Genomic DNA, 12,568 nt, shown 5'->3' on the forward strand with positions numbered 1-12,568 from the left:
GTTCAGGTCTCGACATGAACGGCGAGCTTCGCCTTGATAAAAACCATTTTAGGATCCGCAGAGATCTATCCGAATTAATCAGAGGTGCCCTAGATTAAAGGAGAAGTTATGATGGATAAACATGAAACACGCCCACCTTTGCCGCCTTTTACCCAGGCCAGTGCTATGGAAAAAGTGCGTCTGGCCGAAGACGGTTGGAACAGTCGTGATCCCGCGCGCGTCGCTAAGGCCTATACGGTCGATAGTCAGTGGCGTAACCGGTCGGCCTTTCCGGTCGGAAGGGAACAGATCGAGCAGTTTCTGACCGATAAATGGCAGCGTGAACGGGAGTATCGGCTGATCAAGGAGCTGTGGGCCTTTGAGGCCAATCGTATTGCTGTGCGTTTTGCTTACGAATGGCACGACGCCGAGGGCCATTGGTTTCGTTCCTACGGTAACGAAAATTGGGAGTTTGATAACCAGGGTTTAATGCGCAAACGTTTTGCCAGCATTAACGATCTGCCGATCGAGGAGAGCGAACGAAAATTCCATTGGCCACAGGGACGACGTCCGGATGATCACCCGGGGTTGAGTGAATTGGGCCTGTAGTTCGGGTTTGACTGACAGCACAAGGCAGTGCCCGGTTTCGGCGCATCAACAACATCTGAAGCACCAAAACCGGGGGCGTAATCAGCTGACGCCCTGATCCTGATCTTGCCACCAGGGCTTGCGCAATTCGGTCTTCAGAATTTTTCCGGCGCCCGATAGAGGCAGGGCCTCTTTCCACTCCAGGGACCGGGGAATCTTGTAACCGGCGATCTTTTCCCGGCAGTGTTGTTGCAAGGTCTCAAGATCCAGTTCTTCCCCGGTGGCGCTAACCAGAACCGCGTGCACGGCTTCTCCCCATTCCTGACTGGGGATGCCGATAACCGCGCAGCTGGCGATGGCCGGATGTTGCATCAGGATGTTTTCGACTTCGGCCGAGTAGATGTTTTCACCGCCGGAGATAATCATATCCTTGAGGCGGTCGGCGATGTAAATGTAACCACCGTCGTCCATCCAGGCCGCATCACCGGTGTGCATCCAGCCACCCCGAATGGCCTCGGCCGTTGCCTCGGGTTTGTTCCAGTAACCGAGCATCACATTGGGGCCTTTAACGATTACCTCACCCACTTCGCCTCTGGGCATCTCCTGCCCGGTTGGGTCGACTATTTTTACCTGTTGCAGTGCACCGGCGCGCCCCGCCGAGCGAATGCGGCCGCTATCCAGTCCGGCCTGGGTGTGGTTCTCCTTGCCGGATACCGTCGCCAGCGGCGCCAGTTCGGTCATGCCGTAGGCCTGAATAAAACCAACATGAGGGATTTTCTGCATCGCCGTGTTGACGGTATCGAGCGGCATGGGCGAAGCACCGTAAATAATGGTGTCGAGGCTGGACAGGTCAAAGCGCTCAAACTCCGGGTGGGCCAGGGTCATCTGGACCATGGTGGGTACCAGCAGCACATGGCTGATCTGTTCTTTGGCGATGCTGTCCAGCACCAGAGTTGGGTCAAACGCGGGGTTCACCACATGGACGCCGCCGCGCATATAAACCGCCATCATCATGGCAAAGTCCGCCATGTGGAACATAGGGGCAGCGTGCAGGTAACGCGCCCCGTCGGTGATGACATTTTCGGCGACCACGGCGATGCTGGAACCCACCAGATTGGTGTGGCTGAGCATCACTCCTTTGGGAAAACCGGTAGTGCCACCGGTATAAAACACGCCACCCAATTGGTCGCCGCAGCGCTCGCAGTCATCCATGGGGGCGGTGTCGCGAACCAGCTGCTGGTAATTGAGCATACCGCTCGGAGTCTCTTGCTGGCCGCAGTAGATTAAGGTTTGCAAGGATGTGGAAAGCGCCTGTACCTTTTCCATCAGAGGCAAAAAGGTGTCATCGACCAGCAATATGCGGGTATCGGAATCATCCAGCGAATAGGCAATTTCGTTGGCGGTCCAACGAATGTTGACCGGATTCAGGGCGCCTCCGGCCCAGGGCACCGCCATCACATATTCAAGGTAGACCGAGGAGTTGAGCGATAAAATCGCTACCCGTTCGCCATCCTGTACTCCCAATTGGCGCAGGGCCGCAGCGGCCGAAGCAACGCGCTCGCCAAGTTCTCGATAGCTGTAATGGGATTCGCCCTCGATGACCGCAATCTGGTCCGGGCGTTGGGATATATTACGGTGCAGGCTTTGGGTCAGTTGCATAGTGGCTCCCTGTTTTATTGTTATGGTGGCCTAAGGTTGGGTGATCTGTCTGACTAATTTATAAAAGTAGCGCATTGCTCCAGTGGTGCGCGATCGATACGGGTGTTGTTGGCGGGCTCGTCGCTGTTTTCGTAACCGAATGAGATGCCCAATAAGATGCCGATGTCGTCGCTGATATCCAGGGTTTCGCGAACAAAATCCGGGTAGTAAGCTAGCGCGCCCTGGGGGCAACTGGCGATGCCCTGTTCGGTCATCAACAGCATCAGGGTTTGGGCATAGATGCCAACATCCACCGCATTGACGGTACTGTAGGTGCGGGGCATGCCCAGAAACACCACGTGGGGTGCGCCAAAGAAACGGTAGTTTTCCAGCAGGGCGGTCATGCGCCCCATCTTGTCTCCCCGCTCGATGCCCATATTCTGATAAAGCTCCCGAGCGCAATCGACCTGACGTTCGCGGAAAATACCCTCATAGCTGGCCATAAAACCGAAATCGGGCTGGGGTGCTTTGCCCGAGCTGACGTGTTGATAGAGATCAGTGGCCAGTTGTCTACAGCGTTCGCCACTGACGATGTAGGCGTGCCAGGGTTGGGTGTTGCAGTTGGAAGGCGAGCGCTGGGCAACACTGAAAATATCGTGCAACAGGGCCGGTTCGATGGTTTGCTCGGTGAAACCTCGCACGGTGCGGCGAGTATGGATAGCATCGGTCAATTGCATGGTAAAAAAATCCGTGTTTCTGTCGTCGGGCATTTACCCTATTACAGCGTTTTAAACGCCTCAATGGGTATCACCCGAAGGGGCGATATTTGGCGGATAGAGCAAACGGATCTGGTAGTTTATGCCATCGAGGCCGGCTAAGGGGTTTGCGACACTGCCTGCAAGCCTGTTGGTCTCGAGCCGCTTATTGTGACGTGAAAAAGCAACGTTGTGCGACTCGCCAGCCAAGGTCTTTAACGCGTATGCTAGGGTCAGCGTTGATCTTGGTCACCAGCGGTGATTGGTAACCGGTCATCGCGGACAGACAACAGAATAAAAACAGATGATTTGGAGCACATGAATGAACCTTGAAGGAAAACTGGCGGTCGTTACCGGTGGGGCATCAGGACTGGGGCAGGCGACCTGTCGAGCCCTGGTGGCGCGTGGCGCCCGGGTGGCTATTTTCGATCTGAACGAAGAGCAGGCGCAGGAAACCCGTGATGAACTGGGTGCCGACAAAGCCTGCTATGAATTGGTCAATGTGACCGATGAAAGCTCGGTGGAAGCCGGTATTGAGGCGGCCGTAAAACGTTTTGGAGAGATTCATCTGCTGGTTAACTGTGCAGGTATTGCCCCACCAGCCAAGGTGATCAACCGTGAAGGCGAACCCCTGGCGTTGGACAAGTATCGCCAGATCATCGATATCAACCTGATAGGAACCTTTAACGTGCTGCGCCTGGTGGCCGCACGCATGGCCCGCAATACGCCCATCAATGAAGACAACGGCCGGGGTGTCATCGTTAATGTGGCCTCGGTTGCGGCCTTCGATGGTCAGATTGGCCAGCCCGCGTACGCCGCCAGTAAAGCCGGAGTGGTGGGCATGACCTTGCCCATTGCCCGCGAATTTGCCACTCACGGCATTCGGGTGAATGCCATTGCCCCGGGACTCTTTATGACCCCCATGGCGGCCAGCCTGCCCGAAGAGGTGGTGCAGGCACTGGGCAACAGTGTCGAGTACCCCAAACGCCTCGGGCACCCGGACGAATTCGCCCAGCTGGTGGTGCAGATTGCCGAGAACGATTACCTCAACGGCGAGGTCATTCGTCTCGATGGCGGCATTCGTATGCAAGCGCGTTAAGATTTTTGCAGTGAACTCCGTTGCGTCCTGTCAGAAGCTGTTTCGCAGTCAGGGGGCAACGGCACGGTGTCGGTGAAGGGGAGTGGCATGATTCGAAGTTCAGTCGTATGGCGCCTGCTAGTGGCCGTGCTGTTGTTGGGGATGGTGTCCGGATGTGAGCAAGGCTCGGCCCAGCCTGCCCATGCAACCCAGACCGGCTTCACCGATATCCTGCAGCGCAAAGTGTTGCGTGTTGTCACCCGCAACGCGCCTACAACCTATTTTGAAGGGGCCGTTGGTGCCGAAGGTTTTGAATACGAGTTGGTGAGGGACTTCGCCGATTCCCTGGGTCTGGAACTGGAATTGGTGGTGAAACACAGCATCGTCGATGTCCTGGATGCGCTGGCAAAGGGTGAGGCCGATATCGCCGCGGCTGGATTGACGCAGACCGAATCCCGTCAAGATCGATTCCTGCAGGGCCCGGTCTATTATTCGGTTGAGCAGCAGCTGGTGTGTCGCCGGGGCAAAGAGGAGCCGAGACAACTAGCGGACCTGGTCGAGCGGGATCTGGTGGTTATCGCAGATAGCAGTTATGTTGAGCGCCTGCAGCAGATCGCCCGCATCAACCTGCCGGAATTGCAATGGCAAACGGACCCGGAAGTCGGCACCGAAGTGCTGTTGCACCGAGTGGCCCGGGGAGAGATTGATTGCACGATTGCCGACTCCAACATCGTGCATCTCAATCAGCGCTACCTGCCAAACCTGCGAGTCGTTGACACCCTGACCGAACCTCAATCGCTGCGCTGGTTATTGCCCAAAGGGGCGACGGAGTTAAAACAAAGCATTGCCCAATGGCTGGTGGATTATCGCGAGCAGGGACGTCTGCGCGAAGTCGAAAGCCATTACTATGCCCACATTCCGAACTACGATTATGTCGACTTGCGGGCCTATCACCGGCGCATTGAAGAGCGCTTGCCTCGTTACCAGGAGATGTTTGAAGTGGTTGCCGAGCGTTACGGCATTCCCTGGCAGCTGCTAGCGGCCCAGGCTTATCAGGAGTCCCACTGGAATCCCAAGGCAAAGAGCCCGACGGGCGTCAGGGGCATGATGATGTTGACTCAGAATACCGCACAGTCGGTGGGCGTCACGAACCGACTGGATGCCAGACAAAGCATTGAAGGCGGCGCACGTTACTTAAAAAAAATGATGGACCGAATACCCGAATCGGTTACGGACAACCGGCAACGATTGCAGTTTGCGATGGCGGCTTACAATGTGGGTATGGGGCACGTTCACGATGCCCGTACCCTGACGCGGAAACTGGGAAAAAATCCTGATAATTGGCTGGAAGTCCGTGAGGTTTTGCCCTTGCTGGCACAGAAAAAATATTACAAGGAATTGCGTTACGGTTATGCCAGAGGTTGGGAGCCGGTGGCCTATGTGGACCGGGTGCGACATTACTACAGTATTCTGCTGGTACGTCTGGGGGAGCCCGGAGTAGTCATGAACTCGGTTCCAAAACCAGACACCTCGTACCTTTAGTCATAGGCATATTAAATGCCAAAATAAAAAGATCAAACATTCTTAAACGGAGAAGATCATGAGTGTGGCACTGTATTGTTTATTTGCGGCAGCGTTGTTGATCATTGTGAGCAAAATGCCGGTTGCTATTGCGATGAGCCAATTGAATCGTTATGACAATCTGGAACCTCGTCGCCAGCAAAGCCAACTCGAAGGCTGGGGCTTTCGCGCCCTGTCGGCGCATCAGAACAGCATCGAGGCCTTTCCACTGTTTGCCGCAGGTGTGCTGGTGGCGGTGCAGGCGGGAGCTAGCCCGGATGTGGTCGATGCTCTGGCAATTACCTTCGTGGTCGCCAGATTGCTGTACAACGCACTTTACTTGATGAACAAAGGAACCCTGCGCTCGTTAGTTTGGGGGGTCGGTTTCGGTTGCAGCCTGGCACTGATGTTGAGCCCGGTCTGGGGCTTGTAACACGCCGGTCAAGTCGTTTGCTCAAGAATGCTTAAGCGAACGGCTTATCATGATGAAAAACTGCTCCTGATCGGTATTGTCAGAGCGTTTCGTTCAATGTTTGAACCTGTAAAGTACTTTGTTAGTCGCCCTTAAATTCTGATTAGAGCTTGAAAACCGTTTCGGCATTTTTATATAAAAAACAGGCCAGTACCTCTTCGTCAAGCGCTAAGGGTTCGAGCTGATCCATACAGGTATCAGCACTGATCATAGGGTAGTTTGTGCCGAACAGAACCTTCTTCTTGCCGTGAGCTTTCATATAGCTCACCAACTCCTGCGGGTATCGCTTGGGTACATAGGCGGAAGTATCGATATAGACGTTGGGGAACTTGGTGGCAACGGCGATCATCTCGGTTGTCCAGGGATAACCAATATGTCCGCAGACGATTTTCAGCTCAGGAAAATCCAGGGCAATGCGTTCTATGTCCGCCGGCCGACCAGACTCTGAACTGCGTAATGGCCCGGTGTGGCCCACTTGCAAGCAAACAGGAATATCGAGCTCGACACATTCGGTCAACAGTGGATAGTACAACGCATGGGTGCAGGGTAATTCCCACACCCACTGCACGATGCGCAACCCCTTGAAATCGTGGTCGCGAACATATTTGCGAAGCGTGCGTACGCTTTCGACGGGATTTCGGATATCGGCGGATGCCAGCCCGTAAAATTTATCCGGTTGTTGGTTGATGACTTCAAGCACTTCTTCATTGCTGATGAGCGAACCCTGGGGACCATACCATGCAGCGAGCAGCGCCCGGGACACATTGGCCTTTTCCATTGTGTGCAGCAACCATTGCAAGGGGACTTCGTTAAAGTCGTTGCCGGTCCATTTTTTTAAGGAGTCAAAGTAGGGTTGAGCAATAAATCTCTGTGTCGGTTGTTGTGCCCAAACGTCTATCACCTTCATAGGAGCCTCCCTGATTGTTCGATATAAACAAGCCTTTCATTTGAGCGAATAAAAAACAGTGGCCAGAATGGACACAAGGCTTGGCCGAGTTGGGGAACTGACCGTATTGGCTATTTCACCTCTAATACTATTTTTCCGGTGTGCTGCTTTTGCAAAAAGAGTTCTTGTGCCTTAACGATTTCCTGTAGAGGAAAGCTGGCCGCTACCAGCGGCCTGATCTGCCGCTGTTCGATTCGTTTGACCAGATTGGTGAAGACACCGGGTTCCAGGGTTGTGCAGCCAAAAAAACTGAGGTCTTTCAGGTACAGGGTACGTACATCAAGTTCGACCAGCGGTCCGCCGATAGCGCCAGCCACCGCATAGCGACCTCCGGGCTTCAAAACATCGAGCAGCTTGGGCCATTGAGGGCCGCTACCAGGTCAATAACAACGTCAACCGAGTTAGCGCCCAGTGATTGCACCAGATCGGCCGAGCGTGACAGCGTTTGTCTGGCACCTAAAGCAAGCAACTGGTCAGATTTGCCGGTACTGGTGATGGCAATAACTTCTGCGCCCCGAGCTTTGGCCAGCTGCACGGCGGCCGATCCCACGCCACCGGATGCTCCGGTGATCAGTACCTTGTCCTCAGTGCCAACACGAGCTTTCGTCAGCATATTTTCGGCCGTGGAGTAGGAGCAGGGGAAGGATGCCAGTTCGATGTCGGTCAGGTCACAGGAGACGTTGTAAGCGTGTTGGGCGGGAACGCAGGTGTATTGGGCAAAACCACCGTTGCATTCGGAACCCAAATAACGCATTTGGCTCGGCTGGGTATCGGTATCGCGGAAACAGGGTTCGACGATGACCCGTTGCCCCAGTCTGTTCTTGTTAACCTGGGCTCCAACCGCAACGATCTCACCGCAGACATCCGCTCCTTGTATCAGCGGCAACGGCAGTGCCTGACCTGACCAGCCGGCATCTTCGCTGCTGTTATTGGACTTTGAGTACCAGCCAATGCGAGTGTTGATATCGGTGTTATTGACCCCGGCGGCACTGACTTTAATCAGCACCTCATCGTTGCCCGGGACAGGAACCGGGACATGGGTTTGATAGTCGAGCTGATCGAAATCGCCATGCCCGGTTAGCACAACCGCGCTCATCACTGTAGGTATAGAATCGACCATGGGCTTCCTGTGGAAAAGGAGAAGGTAGAGAGAGTCTGGATTGTAGTCTTACCGACCTCGATTACCAAATGGCCGTCATCATTTCATAAGCGTCGCTGGAGTGCTGGTGGTCGATAAAGTCCAGTAACCTCAAGAAGCAGATTCGGCTACACTTCTACGGGCATTATGATATTTGCCCTATAACGTAACCGGTTAATAAGGAACCCATAGATAAGGTGGCCAGTCCCGATAAAGAACTCACTTTTGCCGATCGCCGACAGGCAACGTTCGTGGCTTTGTTGGCAGCCTGTCTTTTCTGCCTGGCAGGTTTTGTGGTCTATGTGTTGAATGCCTTTGATGAAGAAGTTGAAGATATCGAAGATTTTCTGGCCCAGGTGGAAACGGTTATCTTTGACGGCTACCTGAATCTGGACAAGTTGGATCGCCTCGACCTGGAAAACTGTTCGTCGGTGCACCTGTTGGCCATGCGTGAAATATTGTTCGGTCAATCCTATATTCGTGACATCATTGCCCGCAAGTCGGGTCAGCCCATGTGTTCGGTGATTTTTGGCCCCGTGCAATCTTCGGCGGGTCAGCCTGAAAGTTATTTTACCTCGAGCCGTGGATTGATCGTACGAAAAGAGCAGGGGCAGAGTAATTATGGTCCCAACTTTTCCGGTTACAGTATTGGTAACGAGCGCTATGATCTGGTGTATAGCAACGATTTTGCTCGAGCCTTTGTGCCGGAAGGTCGGCAATATCAGATGGTGTTTTTATCCAGTGAAGGGGTTAAGCCAGTTACCGGGGAAACTGCGCTCTATACCGGTGAGATAACATCGGTACTGGATTGGCGCTGGGCATCGGGCCTGCAGGTGGAACTTTGTAGCGACAGTTTTCCGGTATGCCTGGCGACGATGCGACATATGGATAGTTGGTTAGCAGATGCCGCGAGCAATCTGGGACTGATTTTTTTTGCGGGTTGTTTTGTCGCCTGGATCGGATATCGTCAGCGTTGTAAGGTTCTCTTGAGGCGTCGCTCTCTCAAGTCTCGAATTCTTCGAGGGTTGTCCGAGCAATGTTTCTACCCTCAGTTTCAACCGATCGTTACAATGGAATCCAAACAGGTCATAGGCTGTGAAGTGTTGGCCCGATTCGAGGACGAATACGGCCCGATTTATCCCGATCAGTTTATTCCTCTGATTCAGGAGCTCGATCAAACCTGGCCATTCAGTGCTTATATGTTAGATCGAGCCTTGAATGAGTTGTCGCTACAGGCGGCCTTACCGGACGCCTTCAGAGTGAGCTTCAATCTGTACCCAAGTGACGTATCCAGCGGAGCCATTGCTGGGGTAGCAAGCATACAAAGTGCTCGGAATAGTCGGTTTGCGTTAACCTTTGAAATTATCGAAGACCAGTTTCTCGACGAAGAATTGGCTCGCCAGCATTTGGCGGCATTGCATGAGCGAGGATACACCATCGCCATCGATGACTTTGGCAAAGGCTATTCCAACCTGCAACAAATTCAAAAAATTCATTGTCAGTTACTGAAAATTGACCGTAGCTTTGTGGTGGAGTTGGAAGAGGGCGCGATTCGAGCCTCGCTTATTCCCAATATTATCGAGATAGCCCGTAAGGCCGATCTGAGACTAGTGGCAGAAGGTATCGAGAATAATGAGCAATATGAGGTGTTACGCGACTGGGGGGTAGAGTTTGGTCAGGGGTGGCTATTTGGCAAACCCATGGCCGCTGAAGCCCTGGCCGAACTTTGTCGTTAAGGGCTGTTGATCAGAGTTGTCCCTATTAATTTGTAACTTTGATTCACATAACTAAGCGGTTGTTATGGCGGGCCGATGATGTTTGCCACCACCGGTGTCAGCAGGATGACTACGGCCCCCAATTCAATGCCAAAGTACATCCTATCAATCAACGAATCGGATTCAAAAGGGCTGATAAAGACTCGGGTACCTGAATCACTTTTTTATCCTCGGCCGATAGGGTGACGTAGGTAATGGCTGCAGTAAATGCCAGGTCATTAGAAGGCAAGTAGCCCTTTACTCTGAACCCGAAGGAGTGTTGGCCAATATCTGCAACCTGTACCTGGATGTTGAGCTCGTCATCCCAGGTGACTGGAGCCAGAAACTCCAGGTCAAAGGCTCGCACCGGAGTCAGTATTCCCGCTTTCTTCAGTGCCCGAATGGATGGCTTGCCGAGTAGTCGTTGTAGTGCCTCGTGAGTGGCTTCGAGGGCAAAATAGGAAAAACGTGGCGTGTAAACAATGCCTTCAGGATCGCAGTCACCAAACAGTACGGTGCGTTTGATCGTAATGGGATCGGAAGCGTTGATATTCGAGTACTCCAAGTAGAGCTGAGCCGACCTGGTCAGCGTTTAGGGGTTGGGTTAAGAGAATGCGATGGTTGTTGGAGTGGTCGCATTGGCCTGTATTGGGAATATCGTAGAATCCATCAATCGCCACCACCACCGCAACTGCCGCAGCCGCTGGAATCACCGCCAAAGCCATCAAAAAAGCCCCCTGAACCAGAGTTACTACCTGAGCTACCGCCGCAGCCACCCCCACAACCTATATGGCCTGCGCAGTACCCCGAGCCCTGTTTTCCATCGCAATTCAAGCTGTAAATAAAGCCGTCTTCGATCCCCAGTTGCTCGTCAATGGCAAACAGTAAAGGTAGGCGATTGGGGTGTTTTGGGTTAATGCAATGTTTGGCGCAAGATAATCGCCAGGCCCGTTTGATGCCATCTTGTGCCTGGGTTGGTGAGTGCATGGCCTCAGCCGGTGTATGGTGCAGGAAACGGCCGATCCCTTTTTTACAAAACGACTGATAGGGGCGAGTAAACAGAATAAATTCATGCCAGGCGACATCGACGACCTGCGAGGGCATGGCAACCATCCTTTTTTTTGCTCGGTGGCATAGCTCAAAATACTCCCTCAACCCATCCATCACCAATGCAGTTTGGGTATTGTCCAGATGAGGATAACGTTCCTGAACTTTTTTGCTAATGGCCGAGTTGAATCGGTAGTTGGCGATAAAGGACTGTTGTGAACGCTTCCTAAGTTTCAGAATCAAAAAGACGACAAAACAAAGCAAAAGGAGAAACAGAATTCCATTCAGGGTCATAAACCGTCCATAGTAATGTGAGTGGGTTTCAGAAAAGGTAAAAGAGCACGGATCTTATTATATAGCTAAAACTGTTAACCAATTTCAAAGGAAGTTACACCAAATACCTTGTGCAGGGGTATATTTGGTGTGTTGCCGGTGTACATTCTGGCAGTTTCAAAGCTTGCTTGCATATTGTATCGCTTGGCAATATCGATCGCTGCCTGATTAACGGCTGGAATGTCGAGGTAGATAAAATCTGAAGGTGCAACGGTGGCCTTCAGCGCCAGGAACAGGTTTTCGGCGATTTGAGGGTCGTCTGCCACCAGTGGTCCGATCTTGCATCCGCTGCGGCAAGCGCGAATCACGCCATAACCCGCGAGTTCTCCATCTTTTATGATGCCCAGGGCGCGGCTGTCAGGTTGCTCAATCCAGCGTCGTAAAAAATGGGAGCGATTGGCCGGGAAGAAGGGTTGCTCGTAGGCCGCAATAGTGGCAAAGGCCAGCTCAGATAATTCAACCAGATTCGCTTTCCCGGGTACCTGGCCACCGCCATTGCCTTGATAGCGGATATTGCTGTAAGCGAATTTGAAACCCGATTTTTTGTAATTTTCCTGCTGTGTTACCACGCCATCCAGAGCGATATTATGACCCTCCAGAGACTGGATGCCCGCATTCCATATTGCCATGCCGTAGCCTTGGCCCCGGTATTCTGGTTTAACAATGTAGAAACCGAGAAAGCCAAAGGACTCACTGTAGTTAATGACCGAGATCGTGGCGATGGCTTCCTGGCCCAGATAGCCGATAAGAAACCCTTTGGGATCGGTGGCGTAATAGCAATCGGCGTCATGGAGTCCGGGGTTCCAACCTTCATCTGCGGCCCATTCAACGGCTATATCCACTTCGGCTCGGTTCATCGTCTTGATCGTGAGGTCTGTGCTCATCATATTTTCATCCTGAAAAAGTGACCCTTAATGGAACTCTCGCAATGGTGATCAGTATAGAGCGGGTCGGTCAGGCGGCATAGGCAACTAAATTGATGGTTGATGGTTCATCGCCTGACATGGGCCATTAAATTTGTGCGCTAAATGACGCTTATATGACAACGCTAACAATCCATTTCATCTTTAATCTTACCTCCTCTTGTAGGCTATTCTCATTTTGGCTGAGTTGACTGCACTTAGGGCACCTCTGATTAATTCAGATGAACTCTGGCTTTCAGGCGAATCCAGAATCGCGGCACGCCTTTGCAGTAAGGTCTAGACCTTTCAAAAAGGCGTAACAAAGAGTCTGGGGTCGCCTGAAAGCCCCGTAGGGCAGTCCTAAAATGGTTTTTCTCG

General features: G+C 52.7%; 13 protein-coding genes. 5 read left to right on the plus strand and 8 right to left on the minus strand.

Annotated features, from left to right (window positions below; genetic code table 11):
• The first annotated feature begins 108 nt into the window (after positions 1 to 108).
• Positions 109 to 588, plus strand: coding sequence for a nuclear transport factor 2 family protein (locus MIB40_RS18670; protein WP_249697019.1), 480 nt, complete (start codon positions 109 to 111; stop codon positions 586 to 588).
• An 81-nt stretch (positions 589 to 669) separates the two neighbouring features.
• Here the strand turns inward: MIB40_RS18670 and MIB40_RS18675 are convergent, their stop codons facing one another.
• The gene (locus tag MIB40_RS18675) at positions 670 to 2,226 is read right to left on the minus strand and encodes an acyl-CoA synthetase (RefSeq protein ID WP_249697020.1); all 1,557 of its coding nucleotides are present in this window, start codon (positions 2,224 to 2,226) and stop codon (positions 670 to 672) included.
• 53 nt (positions 2,227 to 2,279) lie between these two features.
• Positions 2,280 to 2,942, minus strand: a complete 663-nt coding sequence (locus MIB40_RS18680; protein WP_249697021.1) for a nitroreductase — start codon at positions 2,940 to 2,942, stop codon at positions 2,280 to 2,282.
• A gap of 340 nt (positions 2,943 to 3,282) precedes the next feature.
• On the opposite strand from MIB40_RS18680, the gene MIB40_RS18685 reads away from it, so the two are divergent.
• The 3 genes from MIB40_RS18685 (at position 3,283) to MIB40_RS18695 (ending at position 6,031) form a co-directional block, all read left to right on the plus strand.
• On the plus strand, positions 3,283 to 4,059 hold the full coding sequence (locus MIB40_RS18685; protein WP_249697022.1) for an SDR family NAD(P)-dependent oxidoreductase: 777 nt from the start codon (positions 3,283 to 3,285) through the stop codon (positions 4,057 to 4,059).
• A gap of 87 nt (positions 4,060 to 4,146) precedes the next feature.
• Positions 4,147 to 5,580, plus strand: a complete 1,434-nt coding sequence (gene mltF / locus MIB40_RS18690; RefSeq protein WP_249697023.1) for a membrane-bound lytic murein transglycosylase MltF — start codon at positions 4,147 to 4,149, stop codon at positions 5,578 to 5,580.
• A gap of 58 nt (positions 5,581 to 5,638) precedes the next feature.
• On the plus strand, positions 5,639 to 6,031 hold the full coding sequence (locus MIB40_RS18695; RefSeq protein ID WP_249697024.1) for an MAPEG family protein: 393 nt from the start codon (positions 5,639 to 5,641) through the stop codon (positions 6,029 to 6,031).
• Between the two features lie 142 nt (positions 6,032 to 6,173).
• Here MIB40_RS18695 and MIB40_RS18700 read toward each other — a convergent pair whose 3' ends face one another.
• From MIB40_RS18700 to MIB40_RS18710, 3 genes are all read right to left on the minus strand, one after another.
• A complete protein-coding gene (locus MIB40_RS18700) occupies positions 6,174 to 6,977 on the minus strand; it encodes an amidohydrolase family protein (protein WP_249697025.1) in 804 nt (267 codons plus the stop codon).
• Positions 6,978 to 7,087: 110 nt separating this feature from the next.
• Positions 7,088 to 7,357, minus strand: coding sequence for a zinc-binding dehydrogenase (locus MIB40_RS18705; protein ID WP_249697026.1), 270 nt, complete (start codon positions 7,355 to 7,357; stop codon positions 7,088 to 7,090).
• Entirely contained in the window at positions 7,354 to 8,136 is a 783-nt protein-coding gene (locus MIB40_RS18710) for an alcohol dehydrogenase catalytic domain-containing protein (protein WP_249697027.1), read from the minus strand. Before MIB40_RS18710 ends, MIB40_RS18705 begins: the two co-directional genes overlap by 4 nt.
• A gap of 215 nt (positions 8,137 to 8,351) precedes the next feature.
• Here MIB40_RS18710 and MIB40_RS18715 point away from each other — a divergent pair, with 215 nt between their 5' ends.
• Positions 8,352 to 9,890 carry an EAL domain-containing protein gene (locus MIB40_RS18715; protein ID WP_249697028.1) on the plus strand — a complete coding sequence of 513 codons (1,539 nt, stop codon included), beginning with the start codon at positions 8,352 to 8,354 and terminating at the stop codon, positions 9,888 to 9,890.
• A gap of 148 nt (positions 9,891 to 10,038) precedes the next feature.
• Here MIB40_RS18715 and MIB40_RS18720 read toward each other — a convergent pair whose 3' ends face one another.
• The 3 genes from MIB40_RS18720 to MIB40_RS18730 form a co-directional block, all read right to left on the minus strand.
• Positions 10,039 to 10,473, minus strand: coding sequence for an acyl-CoA thioesterase (locus MIB40_RS18720; protein ID WP_249697029.1), 435 nt, complete (start codon positions 10,471 to 10,473; stop codon positions 10,039 to 10,041).
• A gap of 104 nt (positions 10,474 to 10,577) precedes the next feature.
• Positions 10,578 to 11,249, minus strand: a complete 672-nt coding sequence (locus MIB40_RS18725) for a glycine-rich domain-containing protein (protein WP_249697030.1) — start codon at positions 11,247 to 11,249, stop codon at positions 10,578 to 10,580.
• 74 nt (positions 11,250 to 11,323) lie between these two features.
• Positions 11,324 to 12,175 carry a GNAT family N-acetyltransferase gene (locus tag MIB40_RS18730; RefSeq protein WP_249697031.1) on the minus strand — a complete coding sequence of 284 codons (852 nt, stop codon included), beginning with the start codon at positions 12,173 to 12,175 and terminating at the stop codon, positions 11,324 to 11,326.
• Between the last annotated feature and the right edge of the window lie 393 nt (positions 12,176 to 12,568).

Source organism: Aestuariirhabdus haliotis (assembly GCF_023509475.1).
Lineage (GTDB): Bacteria > Pseudomonadota > Gammaproteobacteria > Pseudomonadales > Aestuariirhabdaceae > Aestuariirhabdus > Aestuariirhabdus haliotis.

What these genes read in the sequence shown, in the direction of transcription:
- MIB40_RS18725 (WP_249697030.1), bottom strand. Translation starts at nt 11,249, where the DNA reads ATGACCCTGAATGGAATTCTGTTTCTCCTTTTGCTTTGTTTTGTCGTC.
- mltF (WP_249697023.1), top strand. Translation starts at nt 4,147, where the DNA reads ATGATTCGAAGTTCAGTCGTATGGCGCCTGCTAGTGGCCGTGCTGTTG.
- MIB40_RS18700 (WP_249697025.1), bottom strand. Translation starts at nt 6,977, where the DNA reads ATGAAGGTGATAGACGTTTGGGCACAACAACCGACACAGAGATTTATT.
- MIB40_RS18710 (WP_249697027.1), bottom strand. Translation starts at nt 8,136, where the DNA reads ATGGTCGATTCTATACCTACAGTGATGAGCGCGGTTGTGCTAACCGGG.
- MIB40_RS18680 (WP_249697021.1), bottom strand. Translation starts at nt 2,942, where the DNA reads ATGCAATTGACCGATGCTATCCATACTCGCCGCACCGTGCGAGGTTTC.
- MIB40_RS18670 (WP_249697019.1), top strand. Translation starts at nt 109, where the DNA reads ATGATGGATAAACATGAAACACGCCCACCTTTGCCGCCTTTTACCCAG.
- MIB40_RS18730 (WP_249697031.1), bottom strand. Translation starts at nt 12,175, where the DNA reads ATGATGAGCACAGACCTCACGATCAAGACGATGAACCGAGCCGAAGTG.
- MIB40_RS18675 (WP_249697020.1), bottom strand. Translation starts at nt 2,226, where the DNA reads ATGCAACTGACCCAAAGCCTGCACCGTAATATATCCCAACGCCCGGAC.
- MIB40_RS18685 (WP_249697022.1), top strand. Translation starts at nt 3,283, where the DNA reads ATGAACCTTGAAGGAAAACTGGCGGTCGTTACCGGTGGGGCATCAGGA.
- MIB40_RS18695 (WP_249697024.1), top strand. Translation starts at nt 5,639, where the DNA reads ATGAGTGTGGCACTGTATTGTTTATTTGCGGCAGCGTTGTTGATCATT.